Below are 15836 nucleotides of genomic sequence, written 5' to 3'. Positions count from 1 at the left end.
ACGCAAGAGCGACGAAGCAGCAAGCGTGTACATTGACCAGCGTTTCCCTAATCCAGGGACCATCGGTGCCACTCCCGCCGGGTGGTGAGGTCGCCGCGCAGTCCGGCATCCAGCTGCAACGGCAAGGGCAGCGCCGAATACACCAGGAGCAGGCGCGCCGCCATGTTGTAGTCTTCCGGACGCTCGCGCACCGCACCCGGCACGCCATGCATCGGCAGGCGCCCGAGTCGCCGGGCCACATGCTCCAGGGCATCGCCCAGGGTCGGTTTGAGCTCCATCCGGTCGTCGTTCACGTCGGTTACCAGGAAGTAGCGGTTCAGCGCAAAGTATTGCAGCTTGACGCGGCGTGTCTCGCTCTGCACGGACTCCCGCCCCAGCCAGCGATCTTGTTCGATACGCGCCTCGGCCTCGAACTCCAGCGTGACACCATTGGCCAGCGCCTCCTCCAGCACCTGAGGCAGCCGCATATCGAGCAGCAGGCGCACCAGCAGGGTGTCATCGTCCATCCAAAGGTGGCGGGCGTCACGGATCTCCAGCGCCTGTGCCGTGACCGGGAAAAGCGCCAGGACGAGCAACCATGCCATCAGAAATCCGATCACCGACCGCCCCGCGCGCATGGCTCAATCCTTCGTCAACAACGCGTAGTAGAAGCCATCACCGCCTTCCAGGCCCAGTGGCAGCGCCCAGCCCGCCGACCGCGCGCGGGCGCCGGCGATCGGCGGACCACCCTCGGGCGCCAGCGCCCGCGCATCCGGCGTACGCTGGAGAAAGCCCGAAACCACCGCGTCATTCTCCTCGGCCAACAGCGAGCAGGTCGCGTACAGCAGACGCCCTCCGGGGCGCAGCAACCCCCAGGCCGCCTCCAGGATACGCGCCTGCTCCGCCGCCAGGCGCGGGATGTCGTCGGCGCGGCGCAGGGTCTTGATGTCCGGGTGGCGCCGGATCACTCCGGTCGCCGAGCAGGGGACATCCAGCAGGATCGCATCGAAGGGCTGGCCGTCCCACCAGGCATCGGGGTCGCCCACGTCGGCCGCGGTCAGCTGCGCGGCAAAACCCAGCCGGTCCAGGTTCTCGCGCACCTGCACCAGGCGCTCGGCGTCGCTGTCCAGCGCGGTCAACCGGAGTTCGCCACGGGCCCGCTCCAGCAAGTGCCCGGTCTTGCCGCCCGGGGCCGCGCAGGCATCCAGCACACGCTCGCCCGGCTGCGGATCGAGCAGCACCGCTGCCCACTGCGCGGACGCGTCCTGCACCGAGAGCCGACCCTCGGCAAAACCGGGCAGCCGGGCCACGTCGGCGGGCTCCTCCAGGGTCAGGGCCGCCTCCAGTTGCGGATGCGGCTGCGCGGGGTGGCCCGCCACGACCAGTGCCTGGAGGGCGTCCTCGCGCGAGATGCGGGACAGGTTCACGCGCAGGGTCATGGGCGCGGGCCGGGTGGCCGCCTCCAGCAGCGCCTCCCAGTCGTCGGGCCAGGAGGCGCGGATCGCCTCCAGCAGCCATTCCGGAACGGCATAACGCAGCGCCGGGTCTTCCCGGACCGCGGCCTCCAGCGCATCCTGCTCGCGCTGCGCGCGCCGCAGTACCGCATTGATCAGCCCCACGGCACCGGGGCGATGGATCGCCCGCGCGAGTTCCGCGGTCTCGCGCACCGCCGCGTGGTCCCGGGTGGAGAAATGCATCAGTTCGGCCAGCCCCTGCGCCAACAGCACACCGATCACCGCGTCTTTCTTGCGCAGCGGGCGCTCCAGGAACCCGTTCACCAGCGCCGACAGCTGCGGATACCAGCGCAGCGTGGTGTAGGCCAGCGCCTGCACCCAGGCCGCGTCGCGGGCATTCAGTCCGTCGGTCGCGTGCTCGACCGCGCGCGTCAGGGAATGCCCCTGCAGAACGACCCCCTCGGCCGCCTCCAGTGCTCGCTGCCGCGGGGAGCGCGAGTCCACCCGCGAGGGCACGATCCGTCCGGAGCGCTTGCCCGCCATCGCTCAGCCGCCCAAGAGGCGCTGCCCGACCAGCGCCGTGGTGTTGGCCCAGTCCGCGGCCGCGACCGGACGCTTGCCCGGCAGCTGCACGGTTTCCAGACGCAGCCGGCCCTCCCCGGTGCCGATCTCCACCCCGTCGCGGCCCGCGGCACGGATGGTGCCCGGCTCCGGATCCGCCGGCCCGGGCAGCGGGCTCGAGGCATGCACGCGGATCACCTGCTCGCCCCAGCGCGCCTGGGCGACCGGCCAGGGGTTGAAGGCCCGCACCTGGCGATCCAGCTCCACCGCCGGGCGGGCAAAGTCGAGCCAGGCCTCGTCTTTCTCCAGCTTGTGCGCGTAGGTCGCGTGGGCATCGTCCTGCGGTTCCGGCTGCGAGCGGCCCGCGAGGATCCCGGGCAGCTGCTCCAGCAGCAGTTCGGCGCCCATCGCGGCCAGCGTGTCGTGGAGTTCGCCGGTGGTGGTCGTTTCCGTGATCGGGGTCGCGCGACAGGCGTGCACCGGCCCCGTGTCCAGGCCGGGCGCCATCTGCATCAGGCAGACCCCGGTCTCGGTGTCACCGGCCAGGATCGCGCGGTGGATCGGCGCGGCGCCGCGCCAGCGAGGCAGCAGCGAGGCATGGATGTTCAGTCCGCCCCGAGGGGGAATGTCCAGCACGGCGCGCGGCAGAATCAGCCCGTAGGCCGCCACGACCAGGATATCCGGGCGCCAGGCGGCCAGTTCGGCCTGCGCCTCGGGCGATTTCAGGGATTCCGGCTGCAGCACCGGGATGCCGGCTGCCTCGGCGGCGACCTTGACCGGACTCGGGCGCAGCTGACGTCCGCGCCCCGCCGGGCGATCCGGCTGGGTATACACGGCCACGGGCCGCGGGCCACGCTCGATCAGGGCCTCCAGCGCGGGGACCGCGAAGTCGGGCGTGCCGGCATAGACAATGCGCAGGGACTCGACGTCCGTGTCCGCCACTCCCATCAGACGGCAGGCGCCGCGGCCTTGTCTCCCGCGCCGGCCCGCGCGCCCTGCTTCTCCAGCTTCTTGCGGATGCGATTGCGCTTCAGGCTGGAGAGGTAGTCCACGAACAGCTTGCCGTCGAGGTGGTCAATCTCGTGCTGGATGCAGACGGCCAGAAGACCATTGATGTCCAGTTCGAAGGGCTGGCCATCACGGCCGAGGGCGCGCACGCGGATATGGTCGGCGCGCTGCACCCGTTCGTAGAATCCGGGCACCGACAGGCAGCCCTCGTCCATCTCCTCCTCGCCGGAGGTCTCGAGGATCTCGGGGTTGATCAGCACGTGCGGCGCGCTCTGGTCATCGGAGACATCCGCCACCAGCACCCGCTTTTGCACGTTGATCTGGGTGGCCGCCAGACCAATGCCCGGGGCGTCGTACATCGTTTCCAGCATGTCGTCGACCAGAGTGCGGATCTCGTCGTCCACCGTCTCCACCGGCTCCGCCTTCAGCCGCAGACGGGGATCCGGAAAATGCAGTATTTCGCGCTTGGCCATGAAAAACCTCAAACTTTGTACTGTACAGATGACGCAATTCTGCTAACGTTGGACCGCAATATCCGCGGAATTGCGTCATCCGCATGGGGCCGGGCTAAAGCAAGGGAAGGCTCGGGGAGCGCGCGGACCTGACAGGGGACAGTAATGTACAAGACCAGGGCGACCACGACCTTCGTTCTGCCGGGCATTTTACTCAGTGTAACGCTGTTGCTCGGCGCCTGCGCAGCCACCCAGACCGAAGAGGGGGCGACCACCTCTTCGGACACAGAAGCCACGCAAACGGCCCGCGACGAGGACAGCTCCCGCGAAAACGGCCGGGCCTCCGACGTTTCCGAAACCCCGGAGCCCGAACCCGAACTGCGGGAATCGGCGCCCGAACGCTATGTGGTCCGCGAGGGCGACACCCTGTGGGACATCGCCGCGATGTTCCTGCGCGACCCCTGGTACTGGCCGGAGATCTGGCTGGTGAACCCGGAGGTCGAGAACCCCCATCTGATCTACCCGGGCGACGTCCTCAGCATCTATTACGTGGATGGCGAGCCGCGCATCACCGTGGACGGCGGCCCGCGCGTGCGCCCGACCAAGCGCCTGTCGCCCGAGATCCGGGTGGTGGAGCGCGAAGAGGACGTGACCCCGATCTCCACCCTGCAGTCGTTCATGTTCCGCCCGCAGGTGCTGGACGACGAAACGCTGGACAACGCCCCCTACATCCTCGCCTCGCAGGACGAGCGCGTGATCTTCGGCCCGGGCGACCGTGTCTACGTGCGCAACGCCGAAGACACGCAGCAATACGACCTCTATCACATCGTGCGTCGCGACGGCGAGCTGGTAGACCCGGACACGGGCGAGAAGCTGGGCATCGCGACCCTGCCGATTGGCGAGGCGGAGATCGTCGAGCCCGGCAATGTGGCCCGCGCGAACATCCGCAAGGGCGAGCGCGAGGCCATCCGCGGCGACCGTCTGGTCCCCTTTGCCGACGAGCAGGACATGCTGTTCGAGATCGGGCGCCCGCCGGAGGACATGGAGGGGACGATCATCTCCCTGTTCGACGCGATCAGTCAGATCGGCCAGCTGCAGGCCGCGATCATCAACCGCGGCGCGCGCGACGGTATCGAGAACGGCCAGGTCATGACGGCCTACACCGCCGGCCGTCAGGTTCGCGATCCGGTCAGCGACCAGCCGAACGAGGTCGTCACGCTGCCCGAGGAATCGATCGGCACCGTGATGGTGTTCCAGACCTTCGAGAAGGTCTCCTACATCCTGGTCACGGAAGCCGAGCGCACCCTGCGCGAGGGCGACAAGGTCCGCCATCCGTCGCACTGATCCGCTCGCACGGGCATCAGGACCACCGATGGCCGACGACCGGGACCGGGCGGGACATCACCGCGACTGGCTGGAACTGATCAACACCCCGGGGCTCGGCCACCAGCGCCTGCTGCACCTGGTCAGCGCCTTTGGCGGGCCCGGCGCCGCCCTGGCCGCTCCCCCAGGCGAATGGCGGCGCCACGGCGTCGACCTGGACATCGACCCGGCGGCCCGCACGGCAGGCGCCGATGCCGACCAGGCCTGGCTGGAGCAGGACGAGCGACATCACCTGCTGTGCCGCGACGACCCGGACTACCCGCCGCTGCTGGCCGAACTCCCCGATCCGCCGCCCGTCCTGTATCTCAACGGTGATCCAGCGCTGTTGCATCGCCCGCAGATCGCGATCATCGGCGCGCGCGAGTGCACGCCGCAGGGCGAACGCCTGGCCGGCGAGTTCGCGCGCGAGCTTGCCTGTGCCGGCGTGGTCGTGACCAGCGGTCTGGCGCGCGGCATCGACGGGGCCGCGCACGAGGGAGCCCTGGCCGCCGCCGGTGGCCGCACGATCGCGGTCGTCGCGACCGGCCCGGACCGCATCTACCCCGCCCAGCATCGCCGCCTCACCCACCGCATCGCGGATCACGGCCTGGTCGTCTCGCTGTGGCCAACCGGCACACGCCCGCTGGCGCGCAACTTCCCGCAGCGCAACCGGGTGATCAGCGGCATGGCCCTGGGGACGGTCGTCGTCGAGGCCGCGCTGAAGAGCGGCTCGCTGATCACCGCCCGCCTGGCGGCGGAACAGGGCCGGCAGGTCTACGCAGTGCCCGGCTCGGTCCTGAGCCCGGTTAGCCGCGGCTGCCATCGCCTGATCCGTGACGGCGCTCAACTCGTGGAATCGGCCGACGAAGTGCTGGAGGACCTCGCGGACTGGCTCGGTGTCGCCCCCGGGGAGACGCCCGGCACATCGCCGGAACCGGCCCGGGAGCCCCTGGACCCCGAGCAGGAACGCGTGCTGAACGCGATGGGTTTTGACCCGATTCCGCTGGAAACCCTGCGGGATCGCACCAAATTGACCATCGAACGGCTTTCATCCATGCTGGTTTTGCTGGAACTCAACGGCCGTGTGGCCGCCCTCGACCACGGGCGCTACCAGCGCCTCGACGCAGGATCCCCTGAATCATGAACGAAAGCGTGCTGGATGTGCTCATGTACCTGTTCGAGCACACCATGGACGAGGAATCCGACGAGGAGCCGGATCGCGCGGAACTGGAACGCCACCTGGTGGAGGCCGGTTTCGCCCGCCCGGAGATTGACCGCGCCATGGGCTGGCTGGATCGCCTGATGAGCGAGGCCCCCCTCACCGGCCGCGGCGGCGACAGCGCGGCCCAGCGCATCTATGCCCCGGAGGAGCGCAAGCGCCTGGACACCGAGGCGCACGGCTTCCTGCTGCACCTGGAGCAAAACGGGCTGCTAACCGCCGGCACCCGCGAGCTGGTGCTGGACCGCGTGATGGAGCTGGACGCCGAGGAGATCGATCTCGACCAGCTGCGCTGGGTGGTGCTGATGGTGCTGTTCAACCAGCCCGACGACGCGATCGCCTATTCCCGCCTGGAAGAGGTGATGCGCGACGATGCCGGCCCTTCGGCCGTGGATTATCTGCACTGAATCCCCCGTCCTTCGGCAACGAAGCGGTAGCCAACCGGCATTTCCTCCTCTAGTCTTTAGCGCCCGTGAACCCGGTCGCTGCCACGCGACCGCGATCGCCCCGATACGGAACCCGCTGCCACGGAGACGGTCCCGAGCGACATGAGCAAGCACCTCGTCATCGTAGAGTCGCCCGCCAAGGGCAAGACCATCGAAAAGTACCTCGGCCCGGACTACCAGGTCATGGCTTCCTATGGCCATGTGCGCGACCTGGTGCCCAAGGAGGGCGCGGTGGACCCGGAAAACGGGTTCCGCATGAAGTACGACATCATCGAACGCAGCGAAAAGCAGATCGAGGCGATCGCGAAGGCGCTGAAGAAATCCGACGACCTGATCCTCGCGACTGACCCCGACCGCGAAGGCGAGGCGATCTCCTGGCATCTCTACGAGGTGCTGCGCGACCGCGGCCTGCTGGACGATCGCGGCGTGCATCGGGTCGTGTTCCACGAGATCACCAAGAAGGCGATCCAGCAGGCGATCGAGGAGCCGCGCGACCTGGCCCAGCCGCTGATCGACGCCCAGCAGGCGCGCCGCGCGCTGGACTATCTGGTCGGCTTCAACCTCTCCCCGCTGCTGTGGCGCAAGATCAAGCGCGGCCTGTCCGCCGGGCGCGTGCAGAGCCCGGCACTGCGTATGATCTGCGAGCGCGAGGACGAGATCGAGGCCTTCGTCCCGCGCGAATACTGGACCCTGGATGCGAAGGTCGAGCGCCAGGAGCAGCCGTTCACCGCGCGCCTGACCTACCTGGACGGCAACAAGCTGGACCAGTTCGACCTGAACAGCGCCGAACTCGCACATGACGCCCAGAAGCGCCTGACCGAGGCCGCGAACGGCGAGCTGCGCGTCGCGAAGGTCGAGAAGAAGCAGCGCCGCCGCAACCCGGCCGCGCCGTTCACCACCTCGACCCTGCAGCAGGAGGCCTCACGCAAGCTGGGCTTTACCGCGTCGCGCACCATGCGCACCGCGCAGCAGCTGTACGAGGGGATCGATCTGGGCTCCGGCGCGATCGGCCTGATCACCTACATGCGTACCGACTCGGTGGCCCTGGCCGGCGAGGCGATTGGCGAGATCCGCGGCCTGATCGAGGAGCGTTACGGCGACAACAACGTCCCCGACAGCCCGCGCCAGTACAAGACGAAATCGAAGAACGCGCAGGAGGCCCACGAGGCCATCCGCCCGACCTCCGTGCGCCGCCTGCCGAACGAGGTCCGGGCTCGCCTGACCAGCGACCAGGCACGCCTGTACGACCTGATCTGGAAGCGCACCGTTGCCTGCCAGATGATCCACGCGACCTTCGACACCGTCGCCGCCGATCTGGTCCCGGGCGACAGCCGGCACCAGTTCCGCGCCACCGGCTCCACCCTGGTCGACCCCGGTTTCATCGCGGTCTACCAGGAGGGCCGCGACGACGCGCAGGATGACGACGAGGACAAGCGCCTGCCGGAAATGGCCGAGGGCGACACGGTCAAACTCGAAGAGGTCACCGCCGACCAGCACTTCACCGAGCCGCCGCCGCGCTACACCGAGGCCAGCCTGGTGAAGACCCTGGAGGAATACGGCATCGGCCGTCCGTCCACCTACGCCAGCATCATCTCCACGCTGCAGTCGCGCGAGTACGTGGAGATGGACGGCAAGCGCTTCATCCCGACCGATACCGGCCGGATCGTGAACAGCTTCCTGACCCAGCACTTCGACCGCTACGTGGACTACGACTTCACCGCAAAGCTCGAGGACGAGCTGGACGCGATCTCGCGCGGCGAGAAGGACTGGGTCCCGGTGCTGGAGGATTTCTGGGGCGACTTCCGCGACCGGGTGAAGGAGAAGGAAGAAAACGTCACCCGCGCCGAGGCCGTGCAGTCGCGCGAGCTCGGCACCGACCCGAAGAGCGGGCGCCCGGTCAGCGTGCGCCTGGGCCGTTTCGGCCCGATCGTGCAGATCGGCACCAAGGACGACGAGGAGAAGCCGCGCTTCGCCGGCCTGCTGCCCGGGCAGAAGATGGACAAGATCACCCTCGACGAGGCGCTGGAGCTGTTCAAGCTGCCGCGTGACCTCGGCGAGACGCCCGAGGGCGAACCGGTGATGGTCAACATCGGCCGCTTCGGCCCGTACGTGAAGTACGGCTCGAAGTACGCCTCCCTCGGCCCGGACGACGACGTCTGGACCATCGAGCTGCCACGCGCGCTGGAGATTGTCGCCGAGAAGAAGAAGAAGGACGCCGAACGCTTCATCAAGAGCTTCGACGAAGAGGGCATCCAGGTCCTCAACGGCCGCTACGGACCGTATGTGACCGACGGCAAGAAGAACGCCAAGATCCCCAAGGAGACCGATCCCAAGTCCCTGACGCTGGAGCAGTGCCAGGAACTGATCGCCGCCGCCCCGGAACGCAAGGGCCGCGGCCGCAAGGGGGCGGCCAAGTCGACCGGCAAGTCCTCCGGGAAGACCGCCTCCAAGTCGTCGACCGCAAAGAAGACGACCACGAAAAAGGCAGCCACCACCAAGAAGGCCGCCAGCAAGACGGGCACGAAAAAGGCCACCGCAAAGAAGACGAGCACGCCGAAGAAGGCCCCGGCCAAGAAGGCTTCGACCGCCAAGTCTGGTAGCGCGAAATCCGGCAGCGGCGACAGCCGCCTGAGTGCCCAGCCCTCCGGCGACCGTGGACCCGAATAGCCAACCGCTGCTAACCCCCGAGATCGAGCCCGTCGCGCAGTGCGTGCGCGACGGCGGCGTGATCGCCTACCCCACCGAGGCGGTCTTCGGCCTTGGCTGCCGCCCGGATGACCTTCAGGCGATCGATCGCATCCTCGAGGTCAAGGGCCGCCCGGCCGCCAAGGGCCTGATCGTGGTCACCGACCGGCTGGATCGCCTTGCGCCCTGGCTGGCGCCGCTACCGGCCGAACGCCGGGCCGAGATCGACGCCAGCTGGCCTGGGCCGACCACCTGGCTGCTACCCGTCACCGATGCCTGCCCGCCGCTGCTGCGCGGCGAACACAACAGCCTCGCGGTACGCGTCACCGCCCACCCGGAGACGCGCGCGCTGTGCGCGGCCTCCGCCAGCGCCCTGGTCTCCACCAGCGCCAACCGCGCGGGCGCGAAGCCCTGTCGCAGCTGGGACTGCGTGGCCACGCAGCTCGGGACAGGCATCGACGCGATCCTGCAGGCAGAATGTGGCGGGCGCACCGCACCCAGCGCGATCCGCGATGCCCGCACCGGGGCCTGGGTCCGGGGAGCGCCGGAACCCGACACCAATACCGACAACTGATCAACCGGGACGCAGCATGAGCCAGGACAACGTCTCCATCGACCGCGTGATCGAATACCTGCAGGGCCTGCAGGACCGCATCTGCCAGGGCCTCGAGGGCCTGGACGGCCAGGCTCGCTTCCAGGAGGATGCCTGGGAACGCCCGGCCGGGGGCGGCGGCCGCACCCGCGTACTGCGCGAGGGCGCGGTGTTCGAGCAGGCCGGGGTCAACTTCTCCCATGTGATGGGCGACAACCTCCCGGCCTCGGCCACCGCGCACCGCCCGGAGATGGCCGGGCGCTCGTTCCAGGCCACCGGCGTGTCGCTGGTGATCCACCCGCACAACCCGTATGTGCCAACCTCGCACGCGAACGTGCGCTTCTTCATCGCGGAGAAGCCCGGCGAGGAGCCGATCTGGTGGTTCGGCGGCGGCTTCGACCTGACCCCGTACTACGGTTTCGACGAGGACTGCATCCACTGGCACCGCACCGCCGAGGCCGCCTGCCGCCCGTTCGGCGAGCACCTCTACCCGGCGCACAAGCAGTGGTGCGACGAGTACTTCCACCTCAAGCACCGCGACGAGCCGCGCGGCGTCGGCGGGCTGTTCTTCGACGACTTCAGCGAGGGTGGCTTCGAGCACGCCTTCGGCTACATGCAGAGCGTCGGCAATGCCTATCTGGATGCCTATGGCCCGATCGTCGAGCGTCGCCACGCGACCGAATACGGCGAGCGCGAGCGCCAGTTCCAGCTCTACCGGCGCGGGCGCTATGTCGAGTTCAACCTGGTCTACGACCGCGGTACCCTGTTCGGCCTGCAGTCGGGCGGGCGCACCGAGTCGATCCTGATGTCGCTGCCGCCGCTGGTGCGCTGGGAATACAACTACCAGCCGGAGGCCGGCACGCCCGAGGCCGAACTCTACGAGCGCTATCTGAAGCCGCGCGACTGGCTGGCCGAGTCCGCCGGCTGACCCACCAACAAGGACGACCCGCATGACCGCACCGATCGCCCCCTATCCCGCCGGCCGTCCGCGCCGCATGCGCCGCGACGCCTTCTCCCGCCGCCTGATGCGCGAGCATCACCTGTGCGCGGACGACCTGATCCTGCCGGTGTTCGTCACCGAGGGCGAGGGGGTGCGCGAGGCGGTGCCGTCGATGCCCGGCGTGGAACGCGTCACCATCGACCTGCTGCTGGAGGAGGCAGCTGCGGCCGTGCGCCTCGGCATCCCGGCGCTGGCCCTGTTCCCGGTGGTCCCGAGCGAGAAGAAGGGCCTGGATGCCGCCGAGGCCTGGAACCCCGAGGGCCTGGCCCAGCGCGCGGTTCGCGCACTGAAGCAGGCCCACCCCGAGCTGGGCGTAATCACTGACGTCGCCCTGGACCCGTTCACCACCCACGGCCAGGACGGCATCATCGACGACGACGGCTACGTGGTGAACGACATCACCGTCGAGGCCCTGGTGAAGCAGGCGCTGTCGCATGCCGCGGCCGGGGCCGACGTGGTCGCCCCCTCCGACATGATGGACGGGCGCATCGGCGCGATCCGCACCGCACTGGAGGACGGCGGGCATGTGCACACGCGCATCCTCGCCTACTCCGCCAAGTACGCCTCGGCCTTCTACGGCCCGTTCCGCGACGCGGTGGGCTCGGCCGGCAATCTGGGCAAGGGCGGCAAGGAGACCTACCAGATGGACCCGGCCAACGGCGACGAGGCCTTGCACGAGGTCGCGCTCGACCTGGCCGAGGGCGCGGACATGGTGATGGTCAAGCCGGGGATGCCGTATCTGGACGTGGTCCGCCGGATTCGCGACGAGTTCCAGCGCCCGACCTTCGTCTATCACGTCTCCGGCGAGTACGCGATGCTCAAGGCCGCCGCCGAACGCGGCTGGCTCGACGAACGCGCCTGCGTGCTGGAGGCCCTGACCGGCATGAAGCGCGCGGGGGCCGACGGCATCCTGACCTACTACGCCCGCACCGTGGCCGAATGGCTGGCGGAGGACGCGGCCCGATGAGCGAGCCGCGCCCGGATCGTTATGGCGTGGTCGGCAACCCGATCCGCCATTCGCTGTCGCCGCGCATCCATGCCCTGTTCGCCGAACAGACCGGCCAGCACCTGACCTACGAGGCCCTGCTGGGCACCCCGGGGCAGTTCGCCGAGGAGGTCTGGGCGTGGTTCTCCTCCGGGTTCCGCGGCCTGAACGTGACCGTCCCGTTCAAGGAAGAGGCCTTCGCCCTGGCCCGGGTGCTGACCGACCGTGCCCGGCGCGCCGGCGCCGTGAACACCCTCTGGCGCGACGAGGAGCGCCAGCTCCACGGCGACAACACCGACGGCATCGGCTTCTGCCGCGACCTCGACCGCCTGGGTGGCGAAGTGCCCGGCCGGCGCATCCTGATCCTCGGGGCCGGCGGCGCGACCCGCGGGCTGCTACAGCCCCTGCTGGAGCGCCACCCCGCACAGCTGGTGATCGCCAACCGCACTGCGGCGCGGGCCGAGGCGCTGGCCGAGGACTTCGCCGACCTGGCGATTGAGACCGAACTCTCCGCCTGCGGCCTCGAGGCCCTGCCTACTGGCCCGTTCGACCTGGTCGTCAACGCCACCGCCGCGGGTCTGTCCGACGAGGGCCTGAGCCTGCCCGCGACGCTGGTGCACCCGGACAGCCTGGCCTACGACCTGGTCTACGGCCCGGGTGCGGCCCGGTTCCTCGACTGGGCCCGGGATGCCGGCTGTCGGCAGACGGCGGACGGCCTGGGCATGCTGGTCGAGCAGGCCGCCGAGGCCTTCGCGATCTGGCGCGGCGTCCACCCCGACACCACCCCCGTATTGCACCAACTGCGTCACGAAACCGACCCGGCCTGATCCGGCGGGCATTCCCGCAGTGCGTGTGGCACCCCCATCGGCTGATGCGGGTCCTGCTTACCGCGGCAGCAATATCCGGCCGGAGATGCCCGGCCGACCCAGCCTGCCTTCATCCGGCGCGCCGGGCTGGTAAGCTTGGCCGCCATGGACGCACGTGCACGCCTGTGGGAACTGGCCCGACTGGTCCGCCTGGACCGCCCTGTCGGCATCTATCTGCTGCTGTGGCCGACCCTGTGGGCGCTGTGGGTCGCGGCCGAGGGCTGGCCGCCGGGTTCGCTGATCTTCATCTTCGCTGCCGGCGTCGTGCTGATGCGCTCGGCCGGCTGCGCGATCAACGACTACGCGGATCGCGACTTCGACGTCCATGTCGCCCGCACGCGCGACCGCCCGCTGGCGCTCGGCACGATCACCCCGAACGAGGCGCTCGTGACCTTCGCGGTTCTCGCTCTGACCGCCTTCGTGCTGGTGCTGTTCACCAACCTGCTGACCATTCTCTATTCCCTGGTCGCGGTGGTGCTGGCCGCCACCTATCCCTTCGCCAAGCGCTTCCACCACTTTCCGCAGGTGCACCTGGGCGCGGCCTTCGCCTGGGCGGTGCCTATGGCCTTTACTGCGGTCACCGGGGACCACCCGCCCCCGCTCGCCTGGCTACTGTACGTGACCGTGCTGGCCTGGACCGTGGTGTATGACACCTTCTACGGCATGATCGACCGCGAGGACGACCTGAAAATCGGGGTGAAGTCCACCGCCATCGCGTTCGGCGAAATGGACCGGCTGATTACCGCGGGACTCCAGGTGCTCGTCTGGCTGGGGCTCTACCTGATTGGCCAGCATGCCGGGTTCGGCGGCTACTACACGGCGGGGCTGGTGATCGTGGCGATGCTGATGTTCTACCAGCAGTTCCTGATCGCCGAACGCGAGCCGGCCGACTGCCTGCGGGCATTCAAGAACAACCACTACCTCGGCGCCGTGGTGATGCTCGCGATGATCGCAGACCATCATCTGGGGGGCTGACTCGGTTACGCGCGGGCGAGCGCCAGACCCTCGACCGACGCGGCCCCGGCCTTGAGCAGCGCACGGGCCAGCGCATCCAGGGTCGCCCCGGTCGTGACCACGTCATCCACCACCAGTACCCGTTCACCCGCCAGCGCCGCATTCACGGCGAACGCATCGCGCAGGTTCCGGCGGCGCTGCGGGCCGCTCAGCGTCTGTTGCGAAGGAGTAGCCCGTACGCGGCGTACGCATGCGGTATCCAGCGGGACCCCCAGGACCTCGGCGACGCACCGCGCCAGCGGCTCGCACTGATTGAACCCGCGCTCGCGCAGACGCGAGGGGTGAAGGGGAACCGGCACCACTCGGGTGGGTAACAACGCCGAAGCATCCCTGCGTTCGCGGGCCGTCTGTGCAGCCAGGTCCACGAGGATACGTTCGGCGCGGGCGTGGCCACTGCGTTTGTAGGCCAGCAGCACCCGGTCCAGTGGCCAGGCATAGGCCCATGGCGCCCGCAGGGCGTCTACTGCCGGAGGGCGCCGCTGACAGACGGGGCAGGCCACTGTCGCCGGCAGGGGTGCCGCGCAACCCGGGCACGGCGCCTCCACCCGCACCAGGTCCTCGCGGCAGCCGGGACAGATGGCCCCGCCCGCCGGCAACGGGGCCAGACACAATCCGCAGTGATCGGGGTACAGCGCCCGGGCCGCCCAGGCGCCCAGCGCGTACAGCGCTCCCGATCGCCGGCCAGTTCGCCGCGGAGTGGCTGAAGGGGTATGAGCCATGATGGTATGCTTCCGCTTTTGCACTCAGGGTAGTCCATGGCGACCAAGACCGTCTCCGGCCGCAAGTCCCGGCGCGCCGCCTCACTGTTCGATATCGGCAACCTGATCAGTGTCTCCATTGCCGGCATCCCGCTGTTCGTGGTCAGCAGCGACGAGGTCGGGGTCGGGTTCATCATTGCCGCGATCATGGGCATCGTGCCGCTTGTGCTGTGGTTCGGTGGCTCCATGCTGGTCTATGCCCTGAACAGGCACCACCCGGATCCGCGGGTCGGGTACCACACCCAGTGGGCCGCCTACCGCTATTACGCCCTGATGGGCGCGCTGATCGTGGTCGCCACCTTCTTCCCGCCGGATCTCGACTACTACCGTGCCTACTGGGCGATCGCCGCGGCGATCCTGCTGCCCTGGACGATCTACGCGCTGTACACCATCTACCGCGAGCCGTGGATGGACGTCGAGATCCCGGACGACTTCGACGAGGAACATCACCGATGAGCACGCCCCGCCACGACTGGAACATCGACGAGGTCGAGGCCCTGCTCGACCTGCCGCTGAACGACCTGATCTTTCGCGCGCAGACGGTGCACCGCGAGCACTTCGACCCGAACGCGGTGCAGGTGAGCACGCTGCTGTCGATCAAGACCGGGGCCTGCCCGGAGGACTGCGCCTACTGCCCGCAGAGCGCGCACCACGACGTGGAGCTGGAACGCGAACGCCTGCTGCCGCTGGAGGAAGTGCTCGAGGCCGCGCGCAACGCCCGCGCCCAGGGCGCGACCCGCTTCTGCATGGGCGCGGCCTGGCGCAATCCGACCGACAAGAACCTGGAACGCGTGATCGAGATGGTGCGCGCGGTCAAGGACGAGGGGCTGGAGACCTGCATGACCCTCGGCATGCTGAAGGCCGAGCAGGCGAAACGCCTGTCCGAGGCGGGGCTGGACTACTACAACCACAACCTCGACACCTCGCCGGAGTTTTACGGCCACATCATCTCCACGCGCACCTATGAGGACCGTCTGGAGACCCTGGAGCACGTGCGCGAAGCCGGCATGAACGTCTGCTGCGGCGGCATCCTCGGCATGGGCGAGTCGCGCCGCGACCGCGCGCGCCTGCTGCAGCAGATGTCCAACCTGCCGAAGCACCCGGAGTCGGTCCCGATCAACCAGCTGATCCAGGTCGAGGGCACCCCACTGCACGGGATCGAGGACCTCGACCCGCTGGAGTTCGTGCGCACCATCGCCGTGACCCGCATCCTGATGCCGACCTCCTACGTGCGCCTGTCCGCCGGGCGCACCGAGATGTCCGACGAGATGCAGGCCCTGTGCTTCCTGGCCGGCGCCAACTCGCTGTTCTACGGCGACACCCTGCTGACCACCCCGAACCCCGGCGAGAACCACGACCTCGCGCTGTTCGAGCGCCTCGGCCTGCGCCCGGAGACCGGGCCGGAAGCCCCCGCGGAATCGGACCGGCCCGCCTCCGCATCGGCCTGAGCCAACC

Annotated in this window: 16 protein-coding genes; 11 read left to right on the top strand and 5 right to left on the bottom strand. The window is 69.0% G+C overall.

Going from position 1 to position 15836, the window contains the following annotated elements; translation table 11 throughout:
- Positions 1-47: 47 nt before the first annotated feature.
- Genes C995_RS0109035 through def form a run of 4 tightly spaced genes read right to left on the bottom strand, consistent with a single transcriptional unit; the run spans position 48 to position 3475 of the window.
- Positions 48-617 (bottom strand): DUF4390 domain-containing protein, encoded by a 570-nt coding sequence (locus C995_RS0109035; RefSeq protein WP_018864629.1) that lies wholly within the window; start codon positions 615-617, stop codon positions 48-50.
- A 3-nt stretch (positions 618-620) separates the two neighbouring features.
- Positions 621-1976 carry a 16S rRNA (cytosine(967)-C(5))-methyltransferase RsmB gene (gene rsmB / locus C995_RS0109030; RefSeq protein WP_018864628.1) on the bottom strand — a complete coding sequence of 452 codons (1356 nt, stop codon included), beginning with the start codon at positions 1974-1976 and terminating at the stop codon, positions 621-623.
- Positions 1977-1979: 3 nt separating this feature from the next.
- Entirely contained in the window at positions 1980-2942 is a 963-nt protein-coding gene (gene fmt, locus C995_RS0109025; protein ID WP_018864627.1) for a methionyl-tRNA formyltransferase, read from the bottom strand.
- Positions 2942-3475, bottom strand: coding sequence for a peptide deformylase (gene def, locus C995_RS0109020; protein ID WP_018864626.1), 534 nt, complete (start codon positions 3473-3475; stop codon positions 2942-2944). The genes fmt and def overlap by 1 nt, the downstream gene beginning before the upstream one ends.
- 144 nt (positions 3476-3619) lie before the next feature.
- Between def and C995_RS0109015 the strand changes: the two genes are divergently transcribed.
- The 9 genes from C995_RS0109015 (at position 3620) to ubiA (ending at position 13584) form a co-directional block, all read left to right on the top strand.
- Entirely contained in the window at positions 3620-4798 is a 1179-nt protein-coding gene (locus C995_RS0109015; protein WP_018864625.1) for a LysM peptidoglycan-binding domain-containing protein, read from the top strand.
- Between the two features lie 28 nt (positions 4799-4826).
- Positions 4827-5960, top strand: a complete 1134-nt coding sequence (dprA, locus tag C995_RS0109010) for a DNA-processing protein DprA (RefSeq protein ID WP_018864624.1) — start codon at positions 4827-4829, stop codon at positions 5958-5960.
- Complete coding sequence (locus C995_RS0109005) at positions 5957-6442, top strand: DUF494 family protein (protein ID WP_018864623.1); 486 nt, start codon at positions 5957-5959, stop codon at positions 6440-6442. Before dprA ends, C995_RS0109005 begins: the two co-directional genes overlap by 4 nt.
- A 141-nt stretch (positions 6443-6583) precedes the next feature.
- A complete protein-coding gene (locus C995_RS0109000; protein WP_018864622.1) occupies positions 6584-9148 on the top strand; it encodes a DNA topoisomerase I in 2565 nt (854 codons plus the stop codon).
- A complete protein-coding gene (locus tag C995_RS0108995; RefSeq protein WP_018864621.1) occupies positions 9135-9740 on the top strand; it encodes an L-threonylcarbamoyladenylate synthase in 606 nt (201 codons plus the stop codon). Before C995_RS0109000 ends, C995_RS0108995 begins: the two co-directional genes overlap by 14 nt.
- 16 nt (positions 9741-9756) lie before the next feature.
- Entirely contained in the window at positions 9757-10686 is a 930-nt protein-coding gene (gene hemF, locus C995_RS0108990) for an oxygen-dependent coproporphyrinogen oxidase (protein ID WP_018864620.1), read from the top strand.
- A gap of 22 nt (positions 10687-10708) precedes the next feature.
- Complete coding sequence (gene hemB, locus C995_RS0108985; protein ID WP_018864619.1) at positions 10709-11725, top strand: porphobilinogen synthase; 1017 nt, start codon at positions 10709-10711, stop codon at positions 11723-11725.
- The gene (gene aroE / locus C995_RS0108980) at positions 11722-12570 is read left to right on the top strand and encodes a shikimate dehydrogenase (RefSeq protein WP_018864618.1); all 849 of its coding nucleotides are present in this window, start codon (positions 11722-11724) and stop codon (positions 12568-12570) included. The genes hemB and aroE overlap by 4 nt, the downstream gene beginning before the upstream one ends.
- Positions 12571-12714: 144 nt before the next feature.
- Positions 12715-13584, top strand: coding sequence for a 4-hydroxybenzoate octaprenyltransferase (gene ubiA, locus C995_RS0108975; RefSeq protein ID WP_018864617.1), 870 nt, complete (start codon positions 12715-12717; stop codon positions 13582-13584).
- Between the two features lie 5 nt (positions 13585-13589).
- Here the strand turns inward: ubiA and C995_RS14465 are convergent, their stop codons facing one another.
- The gene (locus C995_RS14465) at positions 13590-14342 is read right to left on the bottom strand and encodes a ComF family protein (RefSeq protein WP_255349342.1); all 753 of its coding nucleotides are present in this window, start codon (positions 14340-14342) and stop codon (positions 13590-13592) included.
- 36 nt (positions 14343-14378) lie between these two features.
- On the opposite strand from C995_RS14465, the gene C995_RS0108965 reads away from it, so the two are divergent.
- Positions 14379-14837: a hypothetical protein gene (locus tag C995_RS0108965; protein WP_018864615.1), complete on the top strand. Its 459-nt coding sequence runs from the start codon at positions 14379-14381 to the stop codon at positions 14835-14837.
- Complete coding sequence (bioB, locus tag C995_RS0108960; RefSeq protein ID WP_018864614.1) at positions 14834-15829, top strand: biotin synthase BioB; 996 nt, start codon at positions 14834-14836, stop codon at positions 15827-15829. The genes C995_RS0108965 and bioB overlap by 4 nt, the downstream gene beginning before the upstream one ends.
- Positions 15830-15836 lie beyond the last annotated feature (7 nt).

This window comes from Thioalkalivibrio sp. ARh3, assembly GCF_000377265.1.
Lineage (GTDB): Bacteria > Pseudomonadota > Gammaproteobacteria > Ectothiorhodospirales > Ectothiorhodospiraceae > Thioalkalivibrio > Thioalkalivibrio thiocyanoxidans.
This window is presented reverse-complemented; position numbering and strand designations above follow the sequence as displayed.